Source organism: Actinomadura montaniterrae (assembly GCF_008923365.1).
GTDB classification, from domain to species: Bacteria; Actinomycetota; Actinomycetes; order Streptosporangiales; family Streptosporangiaceae; genus Spirillospora; species Spirillospora montaniterrae.
Map to the genome: position 1 here is coordinate 15819 of NZ_WBMR01000039.1, position 18484 is coordinate 34302.

At 72.0% G+C, this 18484-nt stretch carries 19 protein-coding genes; 12 read left to right on the forward strand and 7 right to left on the reverse strand.

Annotation, left to right across the window (positions count from 1 at the left end; all coding sequences use genetic code 11):
• Nucleotides 1-41: 41 nt before the first annotated feature.
• Nucleotides 42-644: a TetR/AcrR family transcriptional regulator gene (locus F9B16_RS16225; RefSeq protein ID WP_151540909.1), complete on the forward strand. Its 603-nt coding sequence runs from the start codon at nt 42-44 to the stop codon at nt 642-644.
• A 72-nt stretch (nt 645-716) separates the two neighbouring features.
• Here the strand turns inward: F9B16_RS16225 and F9B16_RS16230 are convergent, their stop codons facing one another.
• A complete protein-coding gene (locus tag F9B16_RS16230) occupies nt 717-2165 on the reverse strand; it encodes an aldehyde dehydrogenase (protein WP_151540910.1) in 1449 nt (482 codons plus the stop codon).
• A gap of 130 nt (nt 2166-2295) precedes the next feature.
• Between F9B16_RS16230 and F9B16_RS16235 the strand changes: the two genes are divergently transcribed.
• Genes F9B16_RS16235 through F9B16_RS16245 form a run of 3 tightly spaced genes read left to right on the forward strand, consistent with a single transcriptional unit; the run spans nt 2296 to nt 4759 of the window.
• Complete coding sequence (locus F9B16_RS16235) at nt 2296-3585, forward strand: aromatic ring-hydroxylating oxygenase subunit alpha (RefSeq protein ID WP_151540911.1); 1290 nt, start codon at nt 2296-2298, stop codon at nt 3583-3585.
• Nucleotides 3582-3917, forward strand: coding sequence for a hypothetical protein (locus F9B16_RS16240; RefSeq protein WP_151540912.1), 336 nt, complete (start codon nt 3582-3584; stop codon nt 3915-3917). Before F9B16_RS16235 ends, F9B16_RS16240 begins: the two co-directional genes overlap by 4 nt.
• The gene (locus tag F9B16_RS16245) at nt 3914-4759 is read left to right on the forward strand and encodes a TauD/TfdA dioxygenase family protein (RefSeq protein WP_151540913.1); all 846 of its coding nucleotides are present in this window, start codon (nt 3914-3916) and stop codon (nt 4757-4759) included. The genes F9B16_RS16240 and F9B16_RS16245 overlap by 4 nt, the downstream gene beginning before the upstream one ends.
• A gap of 24 nt (nt 4760-4783) precedes the next feature.
• Here F9B16_RS16245 and F9B16_RS16250 read toward each other — a convergent pair whose 3' ends face one another.
• Nucleotides 4784-5395: a TetR/AcrR family transcriptional regulator gene (locus F9B16_RS16250; RefSeq protein WP_151540914.1), complete on the reverse strand. Its 612-nt coding sequence runs from the start codon at nt 5393-5395 to the stop codon at nt 4784-4786.
• A gap of 168 nt (nt 5396-5563) precedes the next feature.
• Here F9B16_RS16250 and F9B16_RS16255 point away from each other — a divergent pair, with 168 nt between their 5' ends.
• The 6 genes from F9B16_RS16255 to F9B16_RS16280 are packed head-to-tail and all read left to right on the forward strand — an operon-like array spanning nt 5564 to nt 10161.
• A complete protein-coding gene (locus F9B16_RS16255; protein WP_151540915.1) occupies nt 5564-6328 on the forward strand; it encodes an SDR family NAD(P)-dependent oxidoreductase in 765 nt (254 codons plus the stop codon).
• On the forward strand, nt 6325-6948 hold the full coding sequence (locus tag F9B16_RS16260) for a carboxymuconolactone decarboxylase family protein (protein ID WP_151540916.1): 624 nt from the start codon (nt 6325-6327) through the stop codon (nt 6946-6948). The genes F9B16_RS16255 and F9B16_RS16260 overlap by 4 nt, the downstream gene beginning before the upstream one ends.
• A gap of 25 nt (nt 6949-6973) precedes the next feature.
• The gene (locus F9B16_RS16265; protein WP_151540917.1) at nt 6974-8233 is read left to right on the forward strand and encodes an aromatic ring-hydroxylating oxygenase subunit alpha; all 1260 of its coding nucleotides are present in this window, start codon (nt 6974-6976) and stop codon (nt 8231-8233) included.
• Complete coding sequence (locus F9B16_RS16270; protein WP_151540918.1) at nt 8230-8562, forward strand: hypothetical protein; 333 nt, start codon at nt 8230-8232, stop codon at nt 8560-8562. The genes F9B16_RS16265 and F9B16_RS16270 overlap by 4 nt, the downstream gene beginning before the upstream one ends.
• Nucleotides 8559-9803 carry a metal-dependent hydrolase family protein gene (locus F9B16_RS16275; protein WP_151540919.1) on the forward strand — a complete coding sequence of 415 codons (1245 nt, stop codon included), beginning with the start codon at nt 8559-8561 and terminating at the stop codon, nt 9801-9803. Before F9B16_RS16270 ends, F9B16_RS16275 begins: the two co-directional genes overlap by 4 nt.
• Nucleotides 9804-9855: 52 nt before the next feature.
• The gene (locus tag F9B16_RS16280) at nt 9856-10161 is read left to right on the forward strand and encodes a DUF4286 family protein (protein WP_151540920.1); all 306 of its coding nucleotides are present in this window, start codon (nt 9856-9858) and stop codon (nt 10159-10161) included.
• 16 nt (nt 10162-10177) lie between these two features.
• Here F9B16_RS16280 and F9B16_RS16285 read toward each other — a convergent pair whose 3' ends face one another.
• The 5 genes from F9B16_RS16285 to acuI are packed head-to-tail and all read right to left on the reverse strand — an operon-like array spanning nt 10178 to nt 15713.
• Nucleotides 10178-10657 carry a carboxymuconolactone decarboxylase family protein gene (locus F9B16_RS16285; RefSeq protein ID WP_151540921.1) on the reverse strand — a complete coding sequence of 160 codons (480 nt, stop codon included), beginning with the start codon at nt 10655-10657 and terminating at the stop codon, nt 10178-10180.
• Nucleotides 10654-11733 (reverse strand): NAD(P)H-dependent amine dehydrogenase family protein, encoded by a 1080-nt coding sequence (locus F9B16_RS16290; RefSeq protein ID WP_151540922.1) that lies wholly within the window; start codon nt 11731-11733, stop codon nt 10654-10656. The genes F9B16_RS16285 and F9B16_RS16290 overlap by 4 nt, the downstream gene beginning before the upstream one ends.
• A gap of 60 nt (nt 11734-11793) precedes the next feature.
• Entirely contained in the window at nt 11794-13500 is a 1707-nt protein-coding gene (locus F9B16_RS16295; protein WP_151540923.1) for a class I adenylate-forming enzyme family protein, read from the reverse strand.
• Between the two features lie 22 nt (nt 13501-13522).
• A complete protein-coding gene (locus F9B16_RS16300) occupies nt 13523-14710 on the reverse strand; it encodes a MaoC family dehydratase (RefSeq protein ID WP_151540924.1) in 1188 nt (395 codons plus the stop codon).
• A gap of 19 nt (nt 14711-14729) precedes the next feature.
• On the reverse strand, nt 14730-15713 hold the full coding sequence (gene acuI / locus F9B16_RS16305) for an acrylyl-CoA reductase (NADPH) (RefSeq protein WP_151540925.1): 984 nt from the start codon (nt 15711-15713) through the stop codon (nt 14730-14732).
• Nucleotides 15714-15939: 226 nt separating this feature from the next.
• Here acuI and F9B16_RS16310 point away from each other — a divergent pair, with 226 nt between their 5' ends.
• Nucleotides 15940-17580 carry an SMP-30/gluconolactonase/LRE family protein gene (locus F9B16_RS16310; RefSeq protein ID WP_151540926.1) on the forward strand — a complete coding sequence of 547 codons (1641 nt, stop codon included), beginning with the start codon at nt 15940-15942 and terminating at the stop codon, nt 17578-17580.
• Nucleotides 17577-18422: an SDR family NAD(P)-dependent oxidoreductase gene (locus tag F9B16_RS16315; protein ID WP_151540927.1), complete on the forward strand. Its 846-nt coding sequence runs from the start codon at nt 17577-17579 to the stop codon at nt 18420-18422. The genes F9B16_RS16310 and F9B16_RS16315 overlap by 4 nt, the downstream gene beginning before the upstream one ends.
• Nucleotides 18423-18484 lie beyond the last annotated feature (62 nt).

The window sequence follows — 18484 nt, forward strand, 5'->3', positions numbered from 1 at the left end:
CGGGCGCCGGACGGCCCGCCGGACCTGGCATAATCGACGGCATGGTTGAGCGTTGGACGAGGGAGCGGCGCCGCGACCACACCCGTTCGCTGCTCGTGGACGCGGCGGAGGAGGTGTTCGCCGAAAAGGGTTTCACGCAGGCGACGCTCGACGACATCGCTTATGCCGCCGGCTTCACGAAAGGCGCGATCTACAAACACTTCGGCACCAAGGAAGACCTTTTCCTGGCGGTCAGCGACCGGCACTGGCGCCGCTATTTCGACGACTTCGCCGAAGTGATCTCGGCGATCACCGAAGTGGGCGCGCGCGAACTCGACGAGGTGGCCCGGCGGTGGCGCCAGCTCAGCCGGGAGCGCGGCGCCGAGCACGCCGCCCTGGGCCACGAGTTCACCCTGTACCTGCTCCGCAATCCCGAGGCGAGGCAGCGGGTGGAGGCCAAGAGGCTGGAGGTGGCCGAGGCGCTGGCGGAGTCCATCATGGAGGGCATCGACCGCATCGGCGGGACGCTGCTGATCCCCGCGCTGACGTTCGCGCAGGTGCTCATCGCCACGAGCGACTCCGTCGTGCTCGGCAGCCGGCTGGACGACGTCGACCTGTACCGGCCGGTCCTCGAGATGTACATGTCCTTCATCAAGCTGCCCTGACGTCCCGCCCCGGGCGGCCCCGGACCCGCTCTCAAGGGCCCGCCCTCACGGCCCGCTCTCACAGGCCCGCTCTCACGGGGCCGCGATCGAGATCGACTTGACGTCCAGGTAGCCGTCGAGGCCCTCGCGGCCGAGTTCGCGGCCATAACCGCTGGCCTTGACGCCGCCGAAGGGCGCCGCCGGGTCCATCGAATACCCCTGGTTCACGCCGAACGTGCCGGCGCGCACCCGGGCGGCCACACCGAGCCCGCGCTCGACGTCGGCCGTGAACACCGAGCCGGCCAGGCCGTACTCCGAGTCGTTGGCGATGCGGACGGCCTCGTCCTCGTCCCGGTACGGGATCACGGCGATCACCGGGCCGAAGATCTCCTCGCGGGCGATCGTCATCGACGGCTCGACCCCGTCGAACACGGTCGGCCGCACGTACCATCCGCGCCGCACGCCCTCCGGCATGCCCGTGCCGCCGGTGACGAGCCGGGCGCCTTCGCGGACGCCGGTGTCGATGTAGTGCCGCACCCGCCGCTGCTGCCGCGCGGACACGAGCGGTCCCATCTCGGTCCGCGGGTCGGCGGGATCGCCGATCCGGATGGCCGACAGCGTCGCCGCGAGCGCCTCGGCGTGCTCGCCGGCGCGGTCCGCGGGCACGAGGACGCGGGTGAGGGCGTTGCAGATCTGGCCGGCCATCCCCATGCCCGAGAAGCGGACGGCGGTGGCGACCGCCGCGGGGTCGGCGTCCTCCAGCGCGATGGCCGCCGACTTCCCGCCGAGCTCGAGGCCGACCCTGGTGAGGTTGGCCGCGCACGCCGCCGCGACCTGCCGGCCCGCCGCGGTCGACCCGGTGAAGGAGACCTTGTCGACGCCCGGGTGGGCGACGAGGTACGCGCTCGTGTCGCGGTCGGCGGGCAGGACGCTCACGACGCCCGGCGGGACGCCGGCCTTCTCGATCAGCTCGGCGAGCAGCAGCGCGTCGAGCGGTGACTCCGGCGCCGGCTTGAGGACGGCGGTACAGCCCGCGAGCAGCGCCGGGACGAGCTTGGCGACCGTGAGGAACTGCGGCATGTTCCACGGGACCACCGCGGCGACGACGCCGACGGGTTCCCTGCGCAGGACGACGTCCCGCCCGTACACGCCGGGCCGATTCTCCTGCCACGGATGCTTCTCGGCGATGTCGGCGAGCGCGCCCATCATCGACCAGGGAAGCGCGACCTGCGCGCGCTTGGCGAAGGAGATCGGGGCGCCCAGCTCCGCCGTGATGAGGCCGGCCAGCTCGTCGCGGCGTTCGCCGTAGAGCGCGGCCAGCCGGCGGACGATCGCGACGCGCTCCGCGGGGCCGGTGCGCGGCCACGGACCCTCGTCGAACGCCCGCCGTGCCGCCGCGACGGCGCGGTCGACGTCGGCGACGCCCGCGGCGGCCACGCGGGCCAGGGGCCGCTCGGTGTGCGGCGAGATCACCTCGATGTGCCGGCCGGTGCCCGGGGCGGTCCATTCGCCCCCGATGAACAGCTCTTTCCGCTCGTCCATGGACGCTCCTCTTCCGGAAACGCGCCCTTGCGGCTCCGGTCCGTGTCGTGTTATCCAGGTCATGTTAGTCAGTCGATGAACATCGTGACCAGATGTCATCGGGCACGGACTCAGAACGGGAGGATCGGCCATGGCGCGCTCCGGGAAACCGGCGGAGGCCAGCTGGACCGGGCGGGTTCCGGAGATGGGCACCCGCCTCGTGTCGTACGAGGACTCGATCTCGCCGGAGTTCTACGAGCTGGAACGCGAGGCGATCTTCCGGCGGGCGTGGCTCAACGTCGGCCGGGTCGAGCAGCTGCCCCGCAAGGGCAGCTTCTTCACCAAGGACCTCGACGTCGCCAAGACCTCGCTCATCGTCACGCGCGGCCTCGACGGCCGGGTCCGCGCCTTCCACAACGTGTGCCGCCACCGCGGCAACAAGCTGCTGTGGGGCGAGACGCCGCGGGACGAGACCAAGGGCGTGTGCCGCGAGTTCATGTGCAAGTACCACGGCTGGCGGTACGGCCTGGACGGCTCGCTGAAGTTCGTCCTGCAGGAGGAGGAGTACTTCGATTTCGACAAGGCCGAATTCCCGCTCGCCGCGGTGCACTGCGAGGTCTGGGAAGGGTTCGTCTTCGTCAATCTGGCCGACGAGCCGAGCCAGTCGCTGCTGGAATTCCTCGGTCCGATGGTGCGCGGACTCGAAGGGTATCCGTTCCACCTGCTCACCGAGCGGTACGCGTTCAAGGCGAACCTCCTGAGCAACTGGAAGATCTTCCTCGACGCGTTCCAGGAGTACTACCACGCGCCGATCCTGCATTCGCAGCAGCAGGTCCCGGCGCTGCGAAGCTTCCAGACCGGTTTCAAGGTGCCGCACTTCCAGATGGACGGGCCGCACCGGCTGGTCAGCACCGGCGGCTGGAAGGGCGTGCCCCGGCACATGACGCCGCCGGACCAGATGTACCCGATCGAGCACGTCACCGAGTCCGGCCTCATGGGCCCGTGGGAGCGCCCGGACCTCCCCGAGCTCGACCCCGCGAACCTGCCGGCGGGACTCAACCCCGGCGGGCTCGACCCCTGGTCGATCTCGAACTTCCAGATCTTCCCCAACTTCGTGATCCTGGTCTACGAGCGGGGCTGGTACCTCACGTACCAGTACTGGCCGACGTCCCACAACACGCACCAATGGGAGATGTCGTACTACTTCCCGCCGTCGCGGAACGCGAGCGAGCGGATCCGGCACGAGGTCACCGCGGTCGTGTCCAAGGAGGCCGGCCTCCAGGACGCGGGCACCCTCGACGGCACCCAGATGGGCCTCGAATCGCGAGTGATCGACCGGTACCCGCTGTGCGACCAGGAGGTGACGGTCCGGCACCTGCACAAGGTCGTCGACGACTGGGTGCGGTCGTACCTGCGGGACGGGAAGAGGGTGCCGGCGTGAGCGACACGATGCTTCCGGACGAGTTCGCCGACTGCGAGCCCTTCGCCGCCAAGTGGTGCATCGCGACCGAGGCGGCCCGGTACGCCGAGCGGCTGAACAGCACGATGACGGAGATGCAGGCGTTCTACGACGCGATGTACCCCCGCGTCCGCGATGCCATGGCGCATCTGGACAAGTTCTCGCTGCACGAGCTGCCCGAGCGGGAGCTGAACCTGCTCCGCCTCGTCTACTCGCTGATCATGGTGTCGCTGCCCGTCGAGGTGTGGCAGCAGCCCAAGGTCATCGACTCCGGCACCGCCTACTTCGACCGCCACCTGGAGCCCACCCCGTGACGACGACGATCGGCTGCGTCCCTCTCGCCGCGACCGTCGGCGCCGAGGTCCGCGGCGTCGACGCGGGGCGGCTGGTCCGGGACGGCGCGGTGGCGGAGGCCGTCACGGCGGCGCTGGACCGGTACGGCGTCCTGGTCTTCCGCGGCCTCCACCTCGGCCCGGAGGACCAGGTCGCCTTCGCGCGGCGGCTCGGCGAGATCGACTACGAGCGGGGGCACCACCCCGTCCGCGGGATCTACCGGGTGACCCTCGACAAGGCGAAGAACGCCTCCGCCGACTACCTGAAGGCCACCTTCGCGTGGCACATGGACGGCTGCACGCCGCTGCACGGCGAGCCGCCGCAGAAGGCCACCGTCCTCAGCGCCAAGGAGGTCGCCGCGGGCGGCGGGGAGACGGAGTTCGCCAGCACCTACGCCGCCTACGAGGCGCTCGGCGACGAGGAGCGGGAGCGGCTCGGCTCCCTGCGCGTCGTGCACACGCTGGAGGCGTCGCAGCGCCGCGTCCACCCCGACCCCACGCCCGAGCAGCTCGAACGCTGGCGGGCGCGGCCGACCTCGACCCATCCGCTGGTGTGGACGCGCCGCACCGGCCGCAGGTCGCTCGTCGTCGGCGTCCATGCCGATCACGTCATCGGGATGGACGTGAGCGAGGGCCGGGCGCTGCTGGAGGACCTGCTCGCCCGGACGACCGCGCCCGGCCGCGTCTACCGCCACGAGTGGTCGGTGGGGGACACCGTCATCTGGGACAACACCGGCGTGGTCCACCGCGCCGCGCCCTACCCGCCGGACTCGCCCCGCGAACTGCTCCGCACGACCGTCTTCGGGGACGAGCCGATCCGGTGAACGCCGCGGGTCCGCGCGCCGGGCTCAGTCGGCGGCGGACTCGGCGCCGGCCGGCCGCCGGTCGCCCTCCAGCGCGCGGATCTCCCGCTCGATGACCGCGACCGTCTCCGCGTGGCCGACGTCGAGGTCGAACCCCTCCTCGATGTGCAGGAAGCGGGAGATGCCGGTCATGAAGAGGATCAGCGTCACGGGCGGCCACCGGTCGCGGTCGATGCCGTAGCCGTCGAGCACGTCCGACAGCATGTCGAGCTGGAGCGTCCGGAACCGGCGCGAGTACGCGGCGATCTCGGCGCGGATCGCCTTGCGGTGGTTGGCCAGCGCGATGAACTCCATGGTCAGCGCGTTGCTCGAGTAGTCGTGGGTCAGCTCCCACAGGGCCCACAGCGGCTGGGGCGACCGCAGCGCCCGCTGGAGCCGCTCCAGGCTCCGCTCGGCGCCGCGGCGGAACAGCTCGACGAACAGGTTGTCCATCGTCCCGAAGTAGTAGAAGACCAGCGCGTTGTTGAGGCCCGCCTTCGCGCCGAGCCGGCGGGTGGTGACGGCCGCGTAGCCCTCCTCGAGCATGAGCTCCTGGGCGGCGTCGAGCAGCGCGGTACGGGTGGCCGAGTCGTCGACGGGGCTCCGCCGTGCCGGCATGCGCGTCCTCCCTCTGGGCGTCGGATGGCCTCTCCAGTATGGCCTCGGTCCGCCGCGGCCCGGGTCTTGCCCTCGGCCCGGCGCCCATGTTAGTCATGTGGCCAAAGGATGTTAGTCGATTGACTAGCGCCGTGCCGCGAGCAGGGGCGTGAGCGGAAGGACGGAGCGATGCCGCATACGGAGCGACGCCGGTCCCGGGTGGCCGTCGTCACGGGCGGAGCGTCGGGCATCGGCGAGGCCGCCTGCCGCCACCTCGCCGGGCGGGGCCACCGCGTCGCCGTGCTCGACGTCGACGGCGACGGCGCGGACCGCGTCGCCAAGGAGCTGCGGGCGGCCGGGGGAGAGGCCCTCGGGCTGGCCGCCGACGTCACCGACCGCGCAGCCCTCGGCGCCGCGTTCGCCGCGATCCGGTCGGCGCTCGGGCCGACGGAGATCCTCGTGACCAGCGCCGGCCTCGTCGCGTTCGACCGGTTCGAGGAGATCACGCCGGAGAGCTGGGACCGCCTCATCGCCGTCAACCTCACCGGCACCTTCAACTGCTGCCAGCTGGCCCTGCCCGACATGGTCGCGGCCCGGTGGGGCCGCATCGTCACCATCTCCTCGTCCAGCGCCCAGCGGGGGTCGCCCGAGATGGCGCACTACGCCGCGGCGAAGGGCGGGGTGATCGTGCTGACCAAGTCCCTGGCCCGCGCCTACGCACCGCACGGCATCACGGTCAACAGCATCCCGCCGTCGGGGATCGAGACGCCGATGCAGCACCGGTCCCAGGCCGAGGGGAACCTGCCCGCCAACGAGACCATGGCCGCGGCCATCCCGCTCGGTCACCTCGGGACGCCCGACGACATCGCCGCCGCGGCCGCGTTCCTCGCCTCCGAGGAGGCCGGCTTCATCACCGGGCAGGTCCTCGGCGTCAACGGCGGGTCGGTCCTGTGACGCCGTCCGCCGCGCCCCGGATGCGGCCGCTGCCGATCGCCGAGTGGGCCGAGGAGGAGCGCGAGCTGCTCCGCGGCAACATGGCGCGCGCCGACCGCTACCTGACCGGGGCCGCCGACGCGCCGCCCGTGCCGTCGATCCTCGGCCTGTTCGCCCGGCACCCCCGGCTGAGCGCGCCCTGGCTGGCGTTCAGCGGCACGCTCCTCGACGACGGCACCCTCGACCCCCGCGACCGCGAGCTGCTGATCCTGCGCGTCGGGCACCGGACCGGCTGCCGCTACCAGTGGGCGCAGCACGTCGGCATGGCGAAGGCCGCGGGCCTGGAACCCGAGCAGATCGCCGCCCTCCGCGACGGCGACGGCGCCGGGACCTGGTCGGAGCGCGACCGCGACATCCTGCTCGCGGCCGACCAGCTCGTGGACGGCCACACCATCGACGACGCCCTGTGGGAGCGCCTCGCCGGCCGCTTCGACGAGCGCCGGCTCCTCGAGCTGCTCTTCGTCGTCGGCAGCTACGTCTGCCTCGCCATGGTGCTGAACAGCGTCGGCCTGGAGCCGTCGAACGGCTCCGATCCGGACGCCGGCCCCGCCCCCGGCCCTTCCGGCCCGCCCGCCGAGTGACCGCATCCCCCGAAGGAGGAGGACCATGCCGCGTTTCCCCAAACCACCGGAAGGCAGCTGGACCGAGCACTATCCCGAACTCGGCACGGACCCGGTGTCCTACGAGGACTCGATCACCCCGGAGTTCTACGAGCGCGAGAAGGCCGCGATCTTCAAGCGGGCCTGGCTGAACGTCGGGCGGGTGGAGCAGCTCCCGCGCAAGGGCAGCTACTTCACCAAGGACGTCGACGCCGCGCACGCGTCGATCATCGTCCTGCGGGACAGGGAGGGGCAGGTCCGGGCCTTCCACAACATCTGCCGCCACCGTGGCAACAAGCTCGTCTGGTCCGACGACCCGAAGCAGGACACGGCGGGCTTCTGCCGCCAGTTCACCTGCAAGTACCACGGCTGGCGCTACGGGCTCGACGGCGCGCTGACCTTCATCCAGCAGGAGGGCGAGTTCTTCGACGTCGACAAGAGCCGGTACGGTCTCGCGCCGGTTCACTGCGACGTCTGGGCCGGCTTCATCTTCGTCAATTTCGCCCGGGAGCCCGAGCAGTCGCTCCGCGAATTCCTCGGCCCGATGGTGACCGCGCTCGAAGGCTATCCGTTCGAGAAGCAGACCGCCCGCTTCGCGTACAGCACCACGATCCACGCGAACTGGAAGCTGTACATGGACGCGTTCGCGGAGTTCTACCACGCGCCCGTCCTGCACGCGAAGCAGTCACCGGAGAAGTACTCCACGGCCGCGCAGCAGGCCGGATTCGAGGCGCCGCACTACCAGATCGACGGCCCGCACCGGATGGTCAGCACGTCCGGCGTCCGCTTCTGGGAGATGGACTCCGAACTGGTCAAGCCGATGGAGATCCTGACCCGCAGCGGGCTGTTCGGCCCGTGGGACGCGGCGGACCTCGGCGAGATGCCGGCCGGCGTCAACCCGGCGAAATGCGACCCGTGGGGGCTGGACTCCTTCCAGCTCTTCCCGAACTTCGTGATCCTCATCTGGAGCCAGGGCTGGTACCTGACGTACCACTACTGGCCGACGTCCTACAACACGCACGTCTTCGAGGGCAACGTCTACTTCCTGCCGGCGGCGAACGTCCGCGAGCGCATCGCCCAGGAAATGGCGGCGGTGACGTTCAAGGAATTCGCGCTCCAGGACTCCAACACCCTGGAGGCCACGCAGATGATGCTGGAGACCCGGTACATCGACCGCTTCCTTCTCAACGACCAGGAGATCCTCTGCCGGCACCTGCACAAGGTCGTCGGCGACTGGGTCGACGACCACGAGGGGGCCCGCAAGTGAGCGCGCTGCTGCCCGAGGAATTCGCCGCTCTGGAGCCGTTCGCCGGGAAATGGTGCCTGGCCACCGAGCAGGAGCGGTACGGCACCCGGCTCGCGAGCACGACGGAGGAGATGCAGGAGTTCTACGACGCCGTCGTGCCCCGCGCCGAGGAGGCCATGGCCTACCTCGAAGGGCTCCCGTTCGACGCGCTGCCCGACGACGCGACGAACCTGCTGCACCTGCTGTACTCGATGATCCAGGTGTCCTTCCCGGTCGAGGTGTGGCGCCAGCCGCGCGTCCCCGACAGCGGGTCGTCGAGCTTCGACTGCGTCATCGAGCCGGTGCCGTGACGGCACCCATCGTCCTGAGGGCCGGGCGCTGGGCGGACGTCGAGTCGGGGGAGGTCCTGTCGCCGGCGGTGATCGTGGTGGAGGGGAACCGGATCGTCGCGGTGAACCCCGCCGAGGTCCCCGCCGGAGCGACCGAGATCGACCTCGGCGACGTGACGCTGCTGCCGGGCCTGATGGACATGGAGCTGAACTTCCTCATCGGCGGCCCCGAGACCCCGACGGGCCTCCCGCTGCCGATGCACGGCGTCCAGGACGACCCGGCCTACCGCACGATCCGCGCGACCCTGAACGCCCGCGCGACGCTGCTCGCCGGGTTCACCACCGTCCGCAACCTCGGCCTGATGGTCAAGACGGGCGGCTACCTCCTCGACGTCGCGGTGCAGCGCGCCATCGACCAGGGATGGGTGGACGGCCCCCGCATCGTCCCGGCGGGCCATGCGGTCACCCCGTACGGCGGCCACCTCGACCCGACCGTCTTCCAGCGGCTCGCACCGGGCATCATGCCGCTGAGCGTCGGCGAGGGCATCGCCAACGGCGTCGGGGAGGTGCGGGCCTGCGTCCGCTACCAGATCCGGCACGGCGCCAAGGTGATCAAGGTGTCGGCGTCCGGCGGGGTGATGTCGCACAGCACCGGCCCCGGCTCCCAGCAGTACTCCGACGAGGAGCTGGCGGCCATCGCCGACGAGGCGCACCGCGCCGGGGTCCGCGTCGCCGCGCACGCGGTGGGGGACCGGGCGGTGCGGGCGTGCGTCCGGGCCGGCATCGACTGCGTCGAGCACGGTTTCCTCGCCAGCGAGGAGACCCTCGACCTGATGGCGGAGCACGGCACGTTCCTCGTGTCGACGACCTACCTCACCGACGCGATGGACATCGAGCGGGCCGCGCCGGAACTGCGCAAGAAGGCGGCCGAGGTCTTCCCGCGCGCCAGGTCGATGCTGCCCAAGGCGATCGCCGCCGGCGTCAGGATCGCCTGCGGGACCGACGCCCCGGCCGTCCCGCACGGCGACAACGCCAAGGAACTCGCCGCCCTGGTGGCGCGGGGCATGACCCCGATGCAGGCGCTGCGGGCCGCGACCGTCACCAGTGCGGAACTGGTCGAGCTGGACGACGAGCTCGGCCGGCTGAAGGAGGGCTTCCTCGCCGACGTCATCGCCGTCCCCGGCGACCCCTCGCAGGACATCACCGTCACCCAGGACGTGCGGTTCGTCATGAAGGACGGCCGCGTCTACAAGAACACCTGATCCCACCCGACCGACAGCACCCCACCTGACAGCACCCCGAACGGAGCGCGACATGCCCAGCGGCGTGATGATCGTCGAATCGTCCCCCTCGCCCGACCGGGACGGCCCGGCGTACCACGACTGGTACGAGAACACGCACATCCCGGAGATGCTGCAGGTCGACGGGTTCGTCTCCGCCCGGCGGCTGGAGCCCCTCGAAGGCGGCTCCTTCGTCGTGATCTATGAGATCGAGGGCGATCCGGAGAAGGCGAAGGCGGCGCTGGCCGAGGCGCTGTCGTCCGGGAAGGTGTCGCGGCCGGAGGGCGTCACGCTCGATCCGCCGCCGACGGTCCGCTACCTCCGCCAGATCGGCGACTAGCGCGGCCGGCGGCCGGTCAGGGGCGGGGAAGCATGCACATCGTGTCGAGGCCCAGCACGTGGTTGAGGCGCCCGAACGCCAGCCACGAGCCGATGCACATGCTCAGCTCCACGATCTCCGCCTGGCTGTAGTGCGCGGTCATCCGCGCCCAGAACGCCTCGTCGAGGCTGTGGTGGTCCAGGGCGTAGCGCTCGGCGTACTCGGCGGCCAGCCGCGTGCGGTCGTCGAAGGCCGTGGTGGTGCGCCACTCGGTGACCGCGCCGGCGAACTCCTCCTCGACCTTCTCCCCGTCCCGCTCGGTCCGCCAGTCCATGCAGAACAGGCAGCCGTTGATCCGCGCGATGCGCAGCCTCGCGGCCTCGAACTCGCGGAGGCCGAGGGTGGTGTCGGAGTACACCGCGAGAGAGAGGCGCGAGGCGGCGGGTCCGATGCCGGGGACCATCTCGCCCCACACGTACTGGATCGGGTCCTTGCCTTCGGGGACGTCGATGTTCACGGGTGCTTCCTTCCGAGCCTTCCGACGGCGGGGCGGAGCGGGACGTCGAGCGCGTCGTAGAGGCCGGGCTCGGCGTCCGCGAGCCAGTCGATGGCGCCGACCAGCCGACCGACGGCCGTGGCGTTCCCCCCGACCGAGCGGTTGCCGTCCTCGCCGGTGGCCTCGACGGTGACCTCGATGCGCGGATCGCCCTCGATGACGACGCGGTGCGCGCCGTCGCCGGTCGGCGGCACGGGCCAGTCCGGCGCGCAGGACGGGTGGATGCGGGTGACGTGCTCGACGATGATCCGCGGCTCGCCGCCGACGACGCCCTGCACCTCGAAGCGCACCGCGCCCTGGGTGCCGGCCTCGAACGCGCCCATCGCCTCGGTGGTCACGGTCGCGTCGAGCGGGCGGCGCTCCACGGTCTCGCGGACCTCGTCCAGTTCGACGCCGAGGGCGCGGGCCATCAGCCGCACCTGCCCGCCCCACACCATCGTCGGGACGGTCGGCGCGAGCATCGGCGGTTCGTAGTCCATCGGCTGGCCCATGCCGACCAGGAACCGGACCGCGTCGGGCTGGTCGTACGTCGAGTAATCGAAGATCTCCTGGCAGCGGATCGCGTCGAGGGTGGTGCCGAGCCCGCTGATCAGCAGCGGCAGCACGTCGTTGCCCCAGCCGGGGTCGATCCCCGAGACGAACAGCGAGCCGCCGCCCTCCTTGACGGCCGCGAGCACCGGCTCCCGCACTTCGGGCGGCGCGTTGCGCTGGTCGTAGAGCGCGTAGAGGGCCGGGGTGACGACCACGGCGCCGGCCCGGACCGCGCGGACGATGTCGGCGAGGGCGTCGTCGGGCCGGACGTCTCCGGACGCCGCGTACACGACCGCGCGCGGCCCGGCGGCCAGCACCGCGCCGATGTCGGTGGTCGCCGCGACGCCGAGGTCGCGGCCGAGGCCCGCGAGGTCGCCCGCGTCGCGGCCGGCCTTGGCGGGGTCGTGGACGAGCACGGCCGCGAGGCCGAGCGAGGGGTGGGCGTCGACGGCCCGGACGGCCAGCCGGCCGACGTTGCCGGTGCCCCACACGACCGTCGGGATCATGCGCGAAGCGTAGCAAGCGCTTGGTCCCAGGTACAGGCCGTTCCCGGCGCGGCCCTTCGGTCAGGGTCCGAGCCGTGCGGCGGCCAGTTCCCGCAGGTCACTGGACTTGATCTTCGCGGTGCCGGTCAGCGCGATCTCGTCCTGGCGGAAGAACAGGACGTGGCGCGGGACCTTGTAGCTCGCCAGCCGCTCCCGGAGGAACGTCCGGAGCTCATGCGCCTCCAGGGTCCGGCCGTCATGCGGGACGACGCAGGTGACCACGACCTCGCCGAGCGTCTCGTGCGGCACCCCGACGGTCTGCGCCAGCCGCACGCCGGGGTGCGCGGACGCGGCCTCGTCGACCTCGCGCGGCGAGACGTTGGCGCCGCCCGTCTTGATGATGTCGGTGAGCCGGCCCTCCCAGTACAGGCGTCCGGCGTCGTCGAGGCGGCCGCCGTCGCCGGTGTGGAAGAAGCCCTCGCCGTCGACGGTCTCGTCGAGCGGGGTGCCGAGGTAGCAGAGCATGAGGGTGGGGCCCTTGACGCAGATCTCCCCGCGCTCGCCGCGCGGCACGACGGCGCCGGTGAGCGGGTCGACGATCTTCACGGTGACGCCGGGCAGCGGCACTCCGCTGCTCCCGGCGTGCACCTCGGGCGGCGTGTCGGCCGGGTAGCAGGTGCTGATGGTGAACGTCTCGGTGTTGCCGTAGGCGCGGCCCGGCTCGTACCAGACGGTGGTGACGGTGGGGTGGCGCGCGACCGGGGTGGCGTGGTCGACGAAGCGCAGGCCGCTGAGGTCCGCGTCCGCCCAGTTGGGGGCCGCTTCGAACTGCGCCCACTGGTGCGGCCAGGCGAACGGGAAGTTGACCCGTTCCGCCTGGATGAGGTCGAGGGCCTCGGCGGCGTCGAAGGTGGGCTGCAGCACGAGCGCGCCCCCGGCGGCGAGGGTCGAGCCGAGCGACATGGCGAAGTTGCCGGACCAGAAGTAGCCGTTCGCCGTCCAGCCCCGGACGCCGTCCTCCGGGCCGAACCCGTACAGCCGCCGGAAGCGCCACATCTGGACGCAGACGCCGCGGTGCGCGCTGAGGATGCCCTTCGGCCTGCTGGTGGAGCCCGACGAGAAGAACAGCACAGCCGGGTCGCCGGGGCGCGTGGCCGCGGCGGCGGCCTCGACCAGTTCGCGCGGTTCCGCGACGCCGCGGGCGAGGAACGCGTCCCAGGCGTCGACCGCCCCGTCCGGCGCGGCGTCGCCGATCGCCGCGAGATGGCGCAGGTACGGGTACCGCGCCGACCGCAGCCCGCCCGGCGCCGCCGTGCCGATCTCCGGTTCGAGCCCGGTCAGGACGGCCGCGAAGTCCGTCTTCAGCACGGTGCGCTCGAAGAGCAGCACCGAGACGCAGGACACCTGGAGCAGGTGGTCGAGCTCGGGAGGCGTGGAGAAGGTGCTGAGCGTGACGGCCACGCCGCCGGCGAGCGACACCCCGAAGACGGCGGCGATCCATTCGGGCCGGTTCGTCATCAGGACGCCGACGCGGCCGTCCTTGCCCAGGCCGCACGCCCGCAACGCGCGAGCGACCTCCATCGCGCGTTCCCAGAGCTCGGCGTATGTCCAGCGGACGGTGCCGTCCGGCCCGCGCAGGACGACCGCCTCGCGGTCGCCGTACATCTCCGTGACTTCCCGCAGGAAGCCGGGAAGGGTGAGCGGGCCGAGGCCCGGCTCCTCGCTCAGCGGCGGCCCCGCCACGATCGAAAGGGGCCGTTCCGATCCGTTTCCCGTCGCGGCATCCATCGCTCGCCTCCGTCCCCCAGCGCTAGAACGGCAGCTCGATCTCGGCGGTGCAGGTCACCAGCACTCCGCCGTCCTGGTCGGTGAGGCGCAGCTTCACCTGGACGAGCGGGACCCCCCATTCCGACTCGGTCCTCTTGTCGATGACCTCCGCGTCGAAGTACGTGACGTCACCTTCGAACGCGGGCCCTCGGAAGTCCGCCTTGGAATGGCGCACCATGCCTTTGTGGCCCGCCCAGTAGGCGAGGTAGTCGGTGCACCACGCGCCCATCGTCGCGCCATAACCGTAGGCACGAGCCATGCCGACCTCGCTCGCCCGTTCGGCGTCGATGTGGCCGCGCGACGGGCCGACGTACAGGCCGTCCCGCTTGCGCGGGTCGATCCTCGCGTCCTCCTCGTCGAAGCGGAAGTCGTCGCCCCAGCCGGGGTCCTGGTTGACCCACGGGTCGTCGACGCCCTGAGGAGCGACCCAGTGGAAGGTGCCCCAGATGTTGAAGAGGAACGCCCGGTACTCGGTGGTGAAGGAGGCGATGCTGTGCGGGCCGATGACGCGGCGCGGCAGCCGGTCGCCGACCTTCACCTCCTCGAAATGGGGCGAGGCGCCCGCGCGGTTGGATTCGAGCCACGCCCGCCGCACCTTCTCGATCTCGGCCAGCTCGCCGGCCGCCCAGCGCTTGATCTCGCCGAGCCGGTCCTCGTACATGCCGCGCTTGCGCGCCTCCTCGTAGAGGTAGCGGATCGCGGTCGACCGCTCGCGCGCCACCAGCACGCCGTTCTGGTTGGTGTGGACGGTGTCGCCCCGCGAGAACATGGTCGGCCCGGCGAACCTTGTCTCGGTCACCTTGTAGTCGTGGAAGCGCCGTTCCTGGAACAGCTTGTCGCCGGGGCGGACCGGACAGCCGTAGAACCACCACTCCTCGCCGCCGAAGATGAGGTGGCTGCCGGGGATGCGGCCGACGCACGCGGGCGCGGCGCCGTGCCCGTAGTCCAGCGCCACCGCGATGGACTGCGGCGCGACGATGCCGCCGAATCCCGACTCGCGGGCGAACTCCTCGTCCCAGTGCAGCGGGTTGGGGTAGTCCATCGCCATCACCCAGCGGCGGATGTCGGACGAACTGCACGGGTCCCACAACTGGCCGCCGCCGACCGGCAGGCCGACGCGGTGGTCGACGTCGGACAGGTCGAGTGCGGGCTTGCTGGACTCTGCGCTCACGGGTGCTCCCGGCTGTCGGCTAGCGGTTGACGTCGACGACGATGCGGCCGCGGACGCCGCCTTCGAGGAGCCGGCCGGCCGCGGCGATCGCGTCCGGCAGCGCGACGTCCTGGGCGATCTCGTCGAGGACGTCCGGTGGCAGGTCGCGGGCGAGGCGGTCCCAGGCGGCCGTGCGCGGCCGGGCGGGCGCCATGACGCTGTCGATGCCGATGAGCGCCACGCCGCGCAGGATGAACGGCGCGACGGTCGCGGGCAGGTCCATGCCCTGGGCCAGGCCGCACGCGACGACCGTGCCGCCGTAGCGGGTCTGCGCGCACGCGTTCGCCAGGGTGCTGCTTCCGGCGGAGTCGATGACGCCCGCCCAGCGCTCCTTCTGCAGCGGTTTGCCGGGCGCGGCCAGCTCGGCGCGGTCGAGGACGGTCGCGGCGCCGAGCCGCCGGAGGTAACCGCCCTCGGACGGTTTGCTGGTCGCGGCGGCGACGCTGAAGCCGGCCTTGCTCAGCAGGGCGATCGCGACGCCGCCGACGCCGCCGGTCGCCCCGGTCACGAGTATCTCGCCCTGGTCGGGGCGGACGCCGCGGTCCACGAGCGCGTTCACGCACAGGCTCGCGGTGTAGCCCGCGGTGCCGATCGCCATCGCCTGCCGTGGAGTGAAGGCGGGGGGCAGCGGGACGAGCCAGTCCCCGTCGAGGCGCGCCTGCTGGGCGAGGCCGCCCCAGTGCCGCTCGCCCACGCCCCAGCCGTTGAGCACCACCAGGTCGCCCTTCTCCCACCCGCGATGCGTGCTCTCCGTGACCACGCCCGCGAGGTCGATGCCGGGGACCATCGGGAAGTCGCGCACCACGGGGGAGCGGCCGGTGATGGCGAGGGCGTCCTTGTAGTTCAGCGTCGAGTAGGCGACCTCGACGCTGACGTCCCCTTCGGGGAGTTCGGCCTCGTCCAGCGTCGTGAGCGCGACCGTTCGCCCGGCCTCGCCCTGGTCGATGAGAATCGCCGAGAACACCTGATGGTCCGCCCTTCCTCGTCCCCTCGGGGCCGGGGTGCCGGCCTGCGCGCCGCGATGGCCCGGCGCGGCCCGCATCGTAACCACGTCCTCGCCATCATTACAAGGATTGCAAGACTATTGCGTTCACCTGTCCCGGTCGTTAGATTCGCTCGATATGAGAGGTCGGTTCTCACAGGATGAACCGGCGTAACCGCAGCGTCGAGGCTGCTGGAGGTCGGTCGCCATGGCGGGTGCGAAGGCGCGGTACACCGGTGCGGCCCCGGTCGGCCTCGCCGGCGGGTGGAGCCTGGAGCGGCTCGCTCCACCGAGCCGGCTGTTCGGCGCGAACGGCCTGCGCACGGGCCCGGACGGCCGCGTCTACGTGGCGCAGGTGGCGGGCAGCCAGATCAGCGCGCTCGACGTCGACACCGGCGACCTGGAGACGATCAGCGCGCAGGGCGGCGACGTCGTCGCGCCCGACGACGTCGACTTCGGACCCGAGGGCGACCTCTACATCACCGAGTACTACGACGGCCGCGTCAGCGTGCGCGGCGCGGACGGCGCCTCGCGCGTGCTGCGCGACGACCTGCCGGGCGCGAACGGCATCACCTTCCACCAGGGCCGGCTGTTCGTGAACGAGTGCCGGATCGGCGGGCGCCTGATGGAGCTCGACCTGAACGGCGGCGCGCCCCGGGTGCTGCTGGAGAACCTGCCGATGCCGAACGCCATGGAGGTCGGGCCGGACGGCATGCTCTACTACCCGACGCTGGGCGGCAACGACATCTGGCGCATCGACCCGGACGGCGGCGAGCCCGAGCGGGTGGCGGCGGACCTCGGCGTCCCGGACGCGGTGAAGTTCGACTCCGCGGGCCGCATCGTCTCCACCCAGGTCGGCAGCGGCGAGGTGCTGCGGATCGATCCCCGCAACGGCGAGCGCACCGTCCTCGCGACCGTCGCCCCCGGCCTGGACAACCTGACCTTCGTCGACGGGCGCCTGTTCGTCTCGGGCTTCACCGGGCAGATCACCGAGATCCTCGGCGGCGGACGGACCCGGGCGGTCCTGCCGGAGGGGCTGACCTGGCCTCTGGACCTCACCATCGACGCCGGCGGCGTGCTGCACGTCGCCGACGGCACCTACTTCCACAGGTTCACGCCCGGCACCGGACTGGAGGTGCTGGGCATGCTGTTCAGTCCCGGCTGGCCGGGCTACATCCGCGGGGCCGCGGCCGTCGGGCAGGGCGCGTTCGCCGTCACCACGTCGAACGGCCAGATCGCCCGGTGGACGCCGGCGCGCGGCGAGCATCAGGTGCTGGCGGGGGAGAGCGAGCCGTTCGACCAGCTCTACGGCATCGCCGTCGGGCCCGGCGGCGACGTGGTGGCCGCCGAGCTCGGCACCGGGCGCGTGGTCTCGGTGCGGGCCACGGGCGAGGTGACGACCCTGGCCTCGGGGCTGGACCGGCCGATGGGCGTCGCGTTCGCCGCCGACGGCACCTGCCTGGTCTCCGAGTCCGGCGTGGGACGGGTCGTCTCGATCACCGGCACCGGCCCGGTCACCGTGCTCGACGGGCTGGCGACGCCGCAAGGCCTCGCGGTCCGCGCCGGAACCCTCTTCGTCGTCGACGCGGAGACGAAGACGCTGACCGCCGCCTCCCTCGACGGCCGGTCCCGGACGACGATCGCCCGCGACCTGCCGGTGGGCCCACCGCCCGGAGTGGATCCGAAGCCGCTGAAGGGCCTGCCGCCGTTCAGCGGGCCGCAAGGCCTGTTCGCGGGCGTCGCGGCAGGGCCGGACGGCACCGTCTACGTCTCCGGCGACGCCGAGGGCAGCGTCCTGGCGCTCCGCGATCTCCGCGGCGGCGACCACAGGAAAGGTGACCTCGCATGAACCACGATCTGCTCGGTCTGGACGGACGCGTCGTCATCGTCGCCGGTGCGGGCGGCGGCGGCATCGGCACCGCGACGACGGCCCTCATCGCCCGCGCCGGGGCGACCGTGGTCGCGGTGAGCCGGCGGCGCGAGAACCTCGACGAGCACGTCGGCCCGCTGGCGGACGAGGGCCTGCCCGTCGTCCCGGTCCCGGCCGACGTGTCCACCGCCGACGGCGTCGCGGAGGTGATGGAGCACGCCGCGAAGGCCGGCGGCGACCTGCACGGCCTGGTCAACGTCGCGGGCGGCGCCGCGCCCGCCACCTGGATGCCCGCCACCCGCGTCACCCGCGACGACTGGCGGGCGCTGTTCCACCAGAACCTGGAGACGATGTTCTTCATGAGCCAGGCCGTCGCCGCCGAGCTGAAGGCGCGCGGCCGTCCGGGCTCGATCGTCTCGCTTTCGTCGATCAGCGGCATGAACACGGCGCCGTTCCACATCGCCTACGGCACCGCCAAGGCGGCGCTGGTCGCGGCGACCCGCACGATGGCCGTGGAACTGGCCCTCGACGGCATCCGGGTGAACGCCGTCGCGCCGGGGGTGACCGAGACCCCGGCGTCCGGCACCTACGTCGACGAGGACCCGGAACGCGACCGCCGCGCCATCGCCATGGGACGGCGCGGGCGCCCCGAGGAGCAGGCGGGCGCCGTCCTCTTCCTGCTGTCGGACCTGTCGTCGTACATCACGGGGCAGACGCTCCTGGTCGACGGCGGCCTCAACCTCAAGTGGACCCACCTGGGCGCCGACAACACGTCCCTCTTCCTCAAGGACGAGGGCTTCCGCGACGCCATCACGCACTGACCCCACGGCCCGGCACCTGCCCGGATCTCCCGACGCATCCCCGACGCGGGTTGGAGGAAGCC

Excerpts from the sequence above, each read along its gene's own strand:
- F9B16_RS16235 (WP_151540911.1), top strand. The coding sequence starts at position 2,296 with ATGGCGCGCTCCGGGAAACCGGCGGAGGCCAGCTGGACCGGGCGGGTT.
- F9B16_RS16225 (WP_151540909.1), top strand. The coding sequence starts at position 42 with ATGGTTGAGCGTTGGACGAGGGAGCGGCGCCGCGACCACACCCGTTCG.
- F9B16_RS16255 (WP_151540915.1), top strand. The coding sequence starts at position 5,564 with ATGCCGCATACGGAGCGACGCCGGTCCCGGGTGGCCGTCGTCACGGGC.
- F9B16_RS16315 (WP_151540927.1), top strand. The coding sequence starts at position 17,577 with ATGAACCACGATCTGCTCGGTCTGGACGGACGCGTCGTCATCGTCGCC.
- F9B16_RS16265 (WP_151540917.1), top strand. The coding sequence starts at position 6,974 with ATGCCGCGTTTCCCCAAACCACCGGAAGGCAGCTGGACCGAGCACTAT.
- F9B16_RS16250 (WP_151540914.1), bottom strand. The coding sequence starts at position 5,395 with ATGCCGGCACGGCGGAGCCCCGTCGACGACTCGGCCACCCGTACCGCG.
- F9B16_RS16290 (WP_151540922.1), bottom strand. The coding sequence starts at position 11,733 with ATGATCCCGACGGTCGTGTGGGGCACCGGCAACGTCGGCCGGCTGGCC.
- F9B16_RS16310 (WP_151540926.1), top strand. The coding sequence starts at position 15,940 with ATGGCGGGTGCGAAGGCGCGGTACACCGGTGCGGCCCCGGTCGGCCTC.
- F9B16_RS16230 (WP_151540910.1), bottom strand. The coding sequence starts at position 2,165 with ATGGACGAGCGGAAAGAGCTGTTCATCGGGGGCGAATGGACCGCCCCG.
- F9B16_RS16280 (WP_151540920.1), top strand. The coding sequence starts at position 9,856 with ATGCCCAGCGGCGTGATGATCGTCGAATCGTCCCCCTCGCCCGACCGG.
- F9B16_RS16295 (WP_151540923.1), bottom strand. The coding sequence starts at position 13,500 with ATGGATGCCGCGACGGGAAACGGATCGGAACGGCCCCTTTCGATCGTG.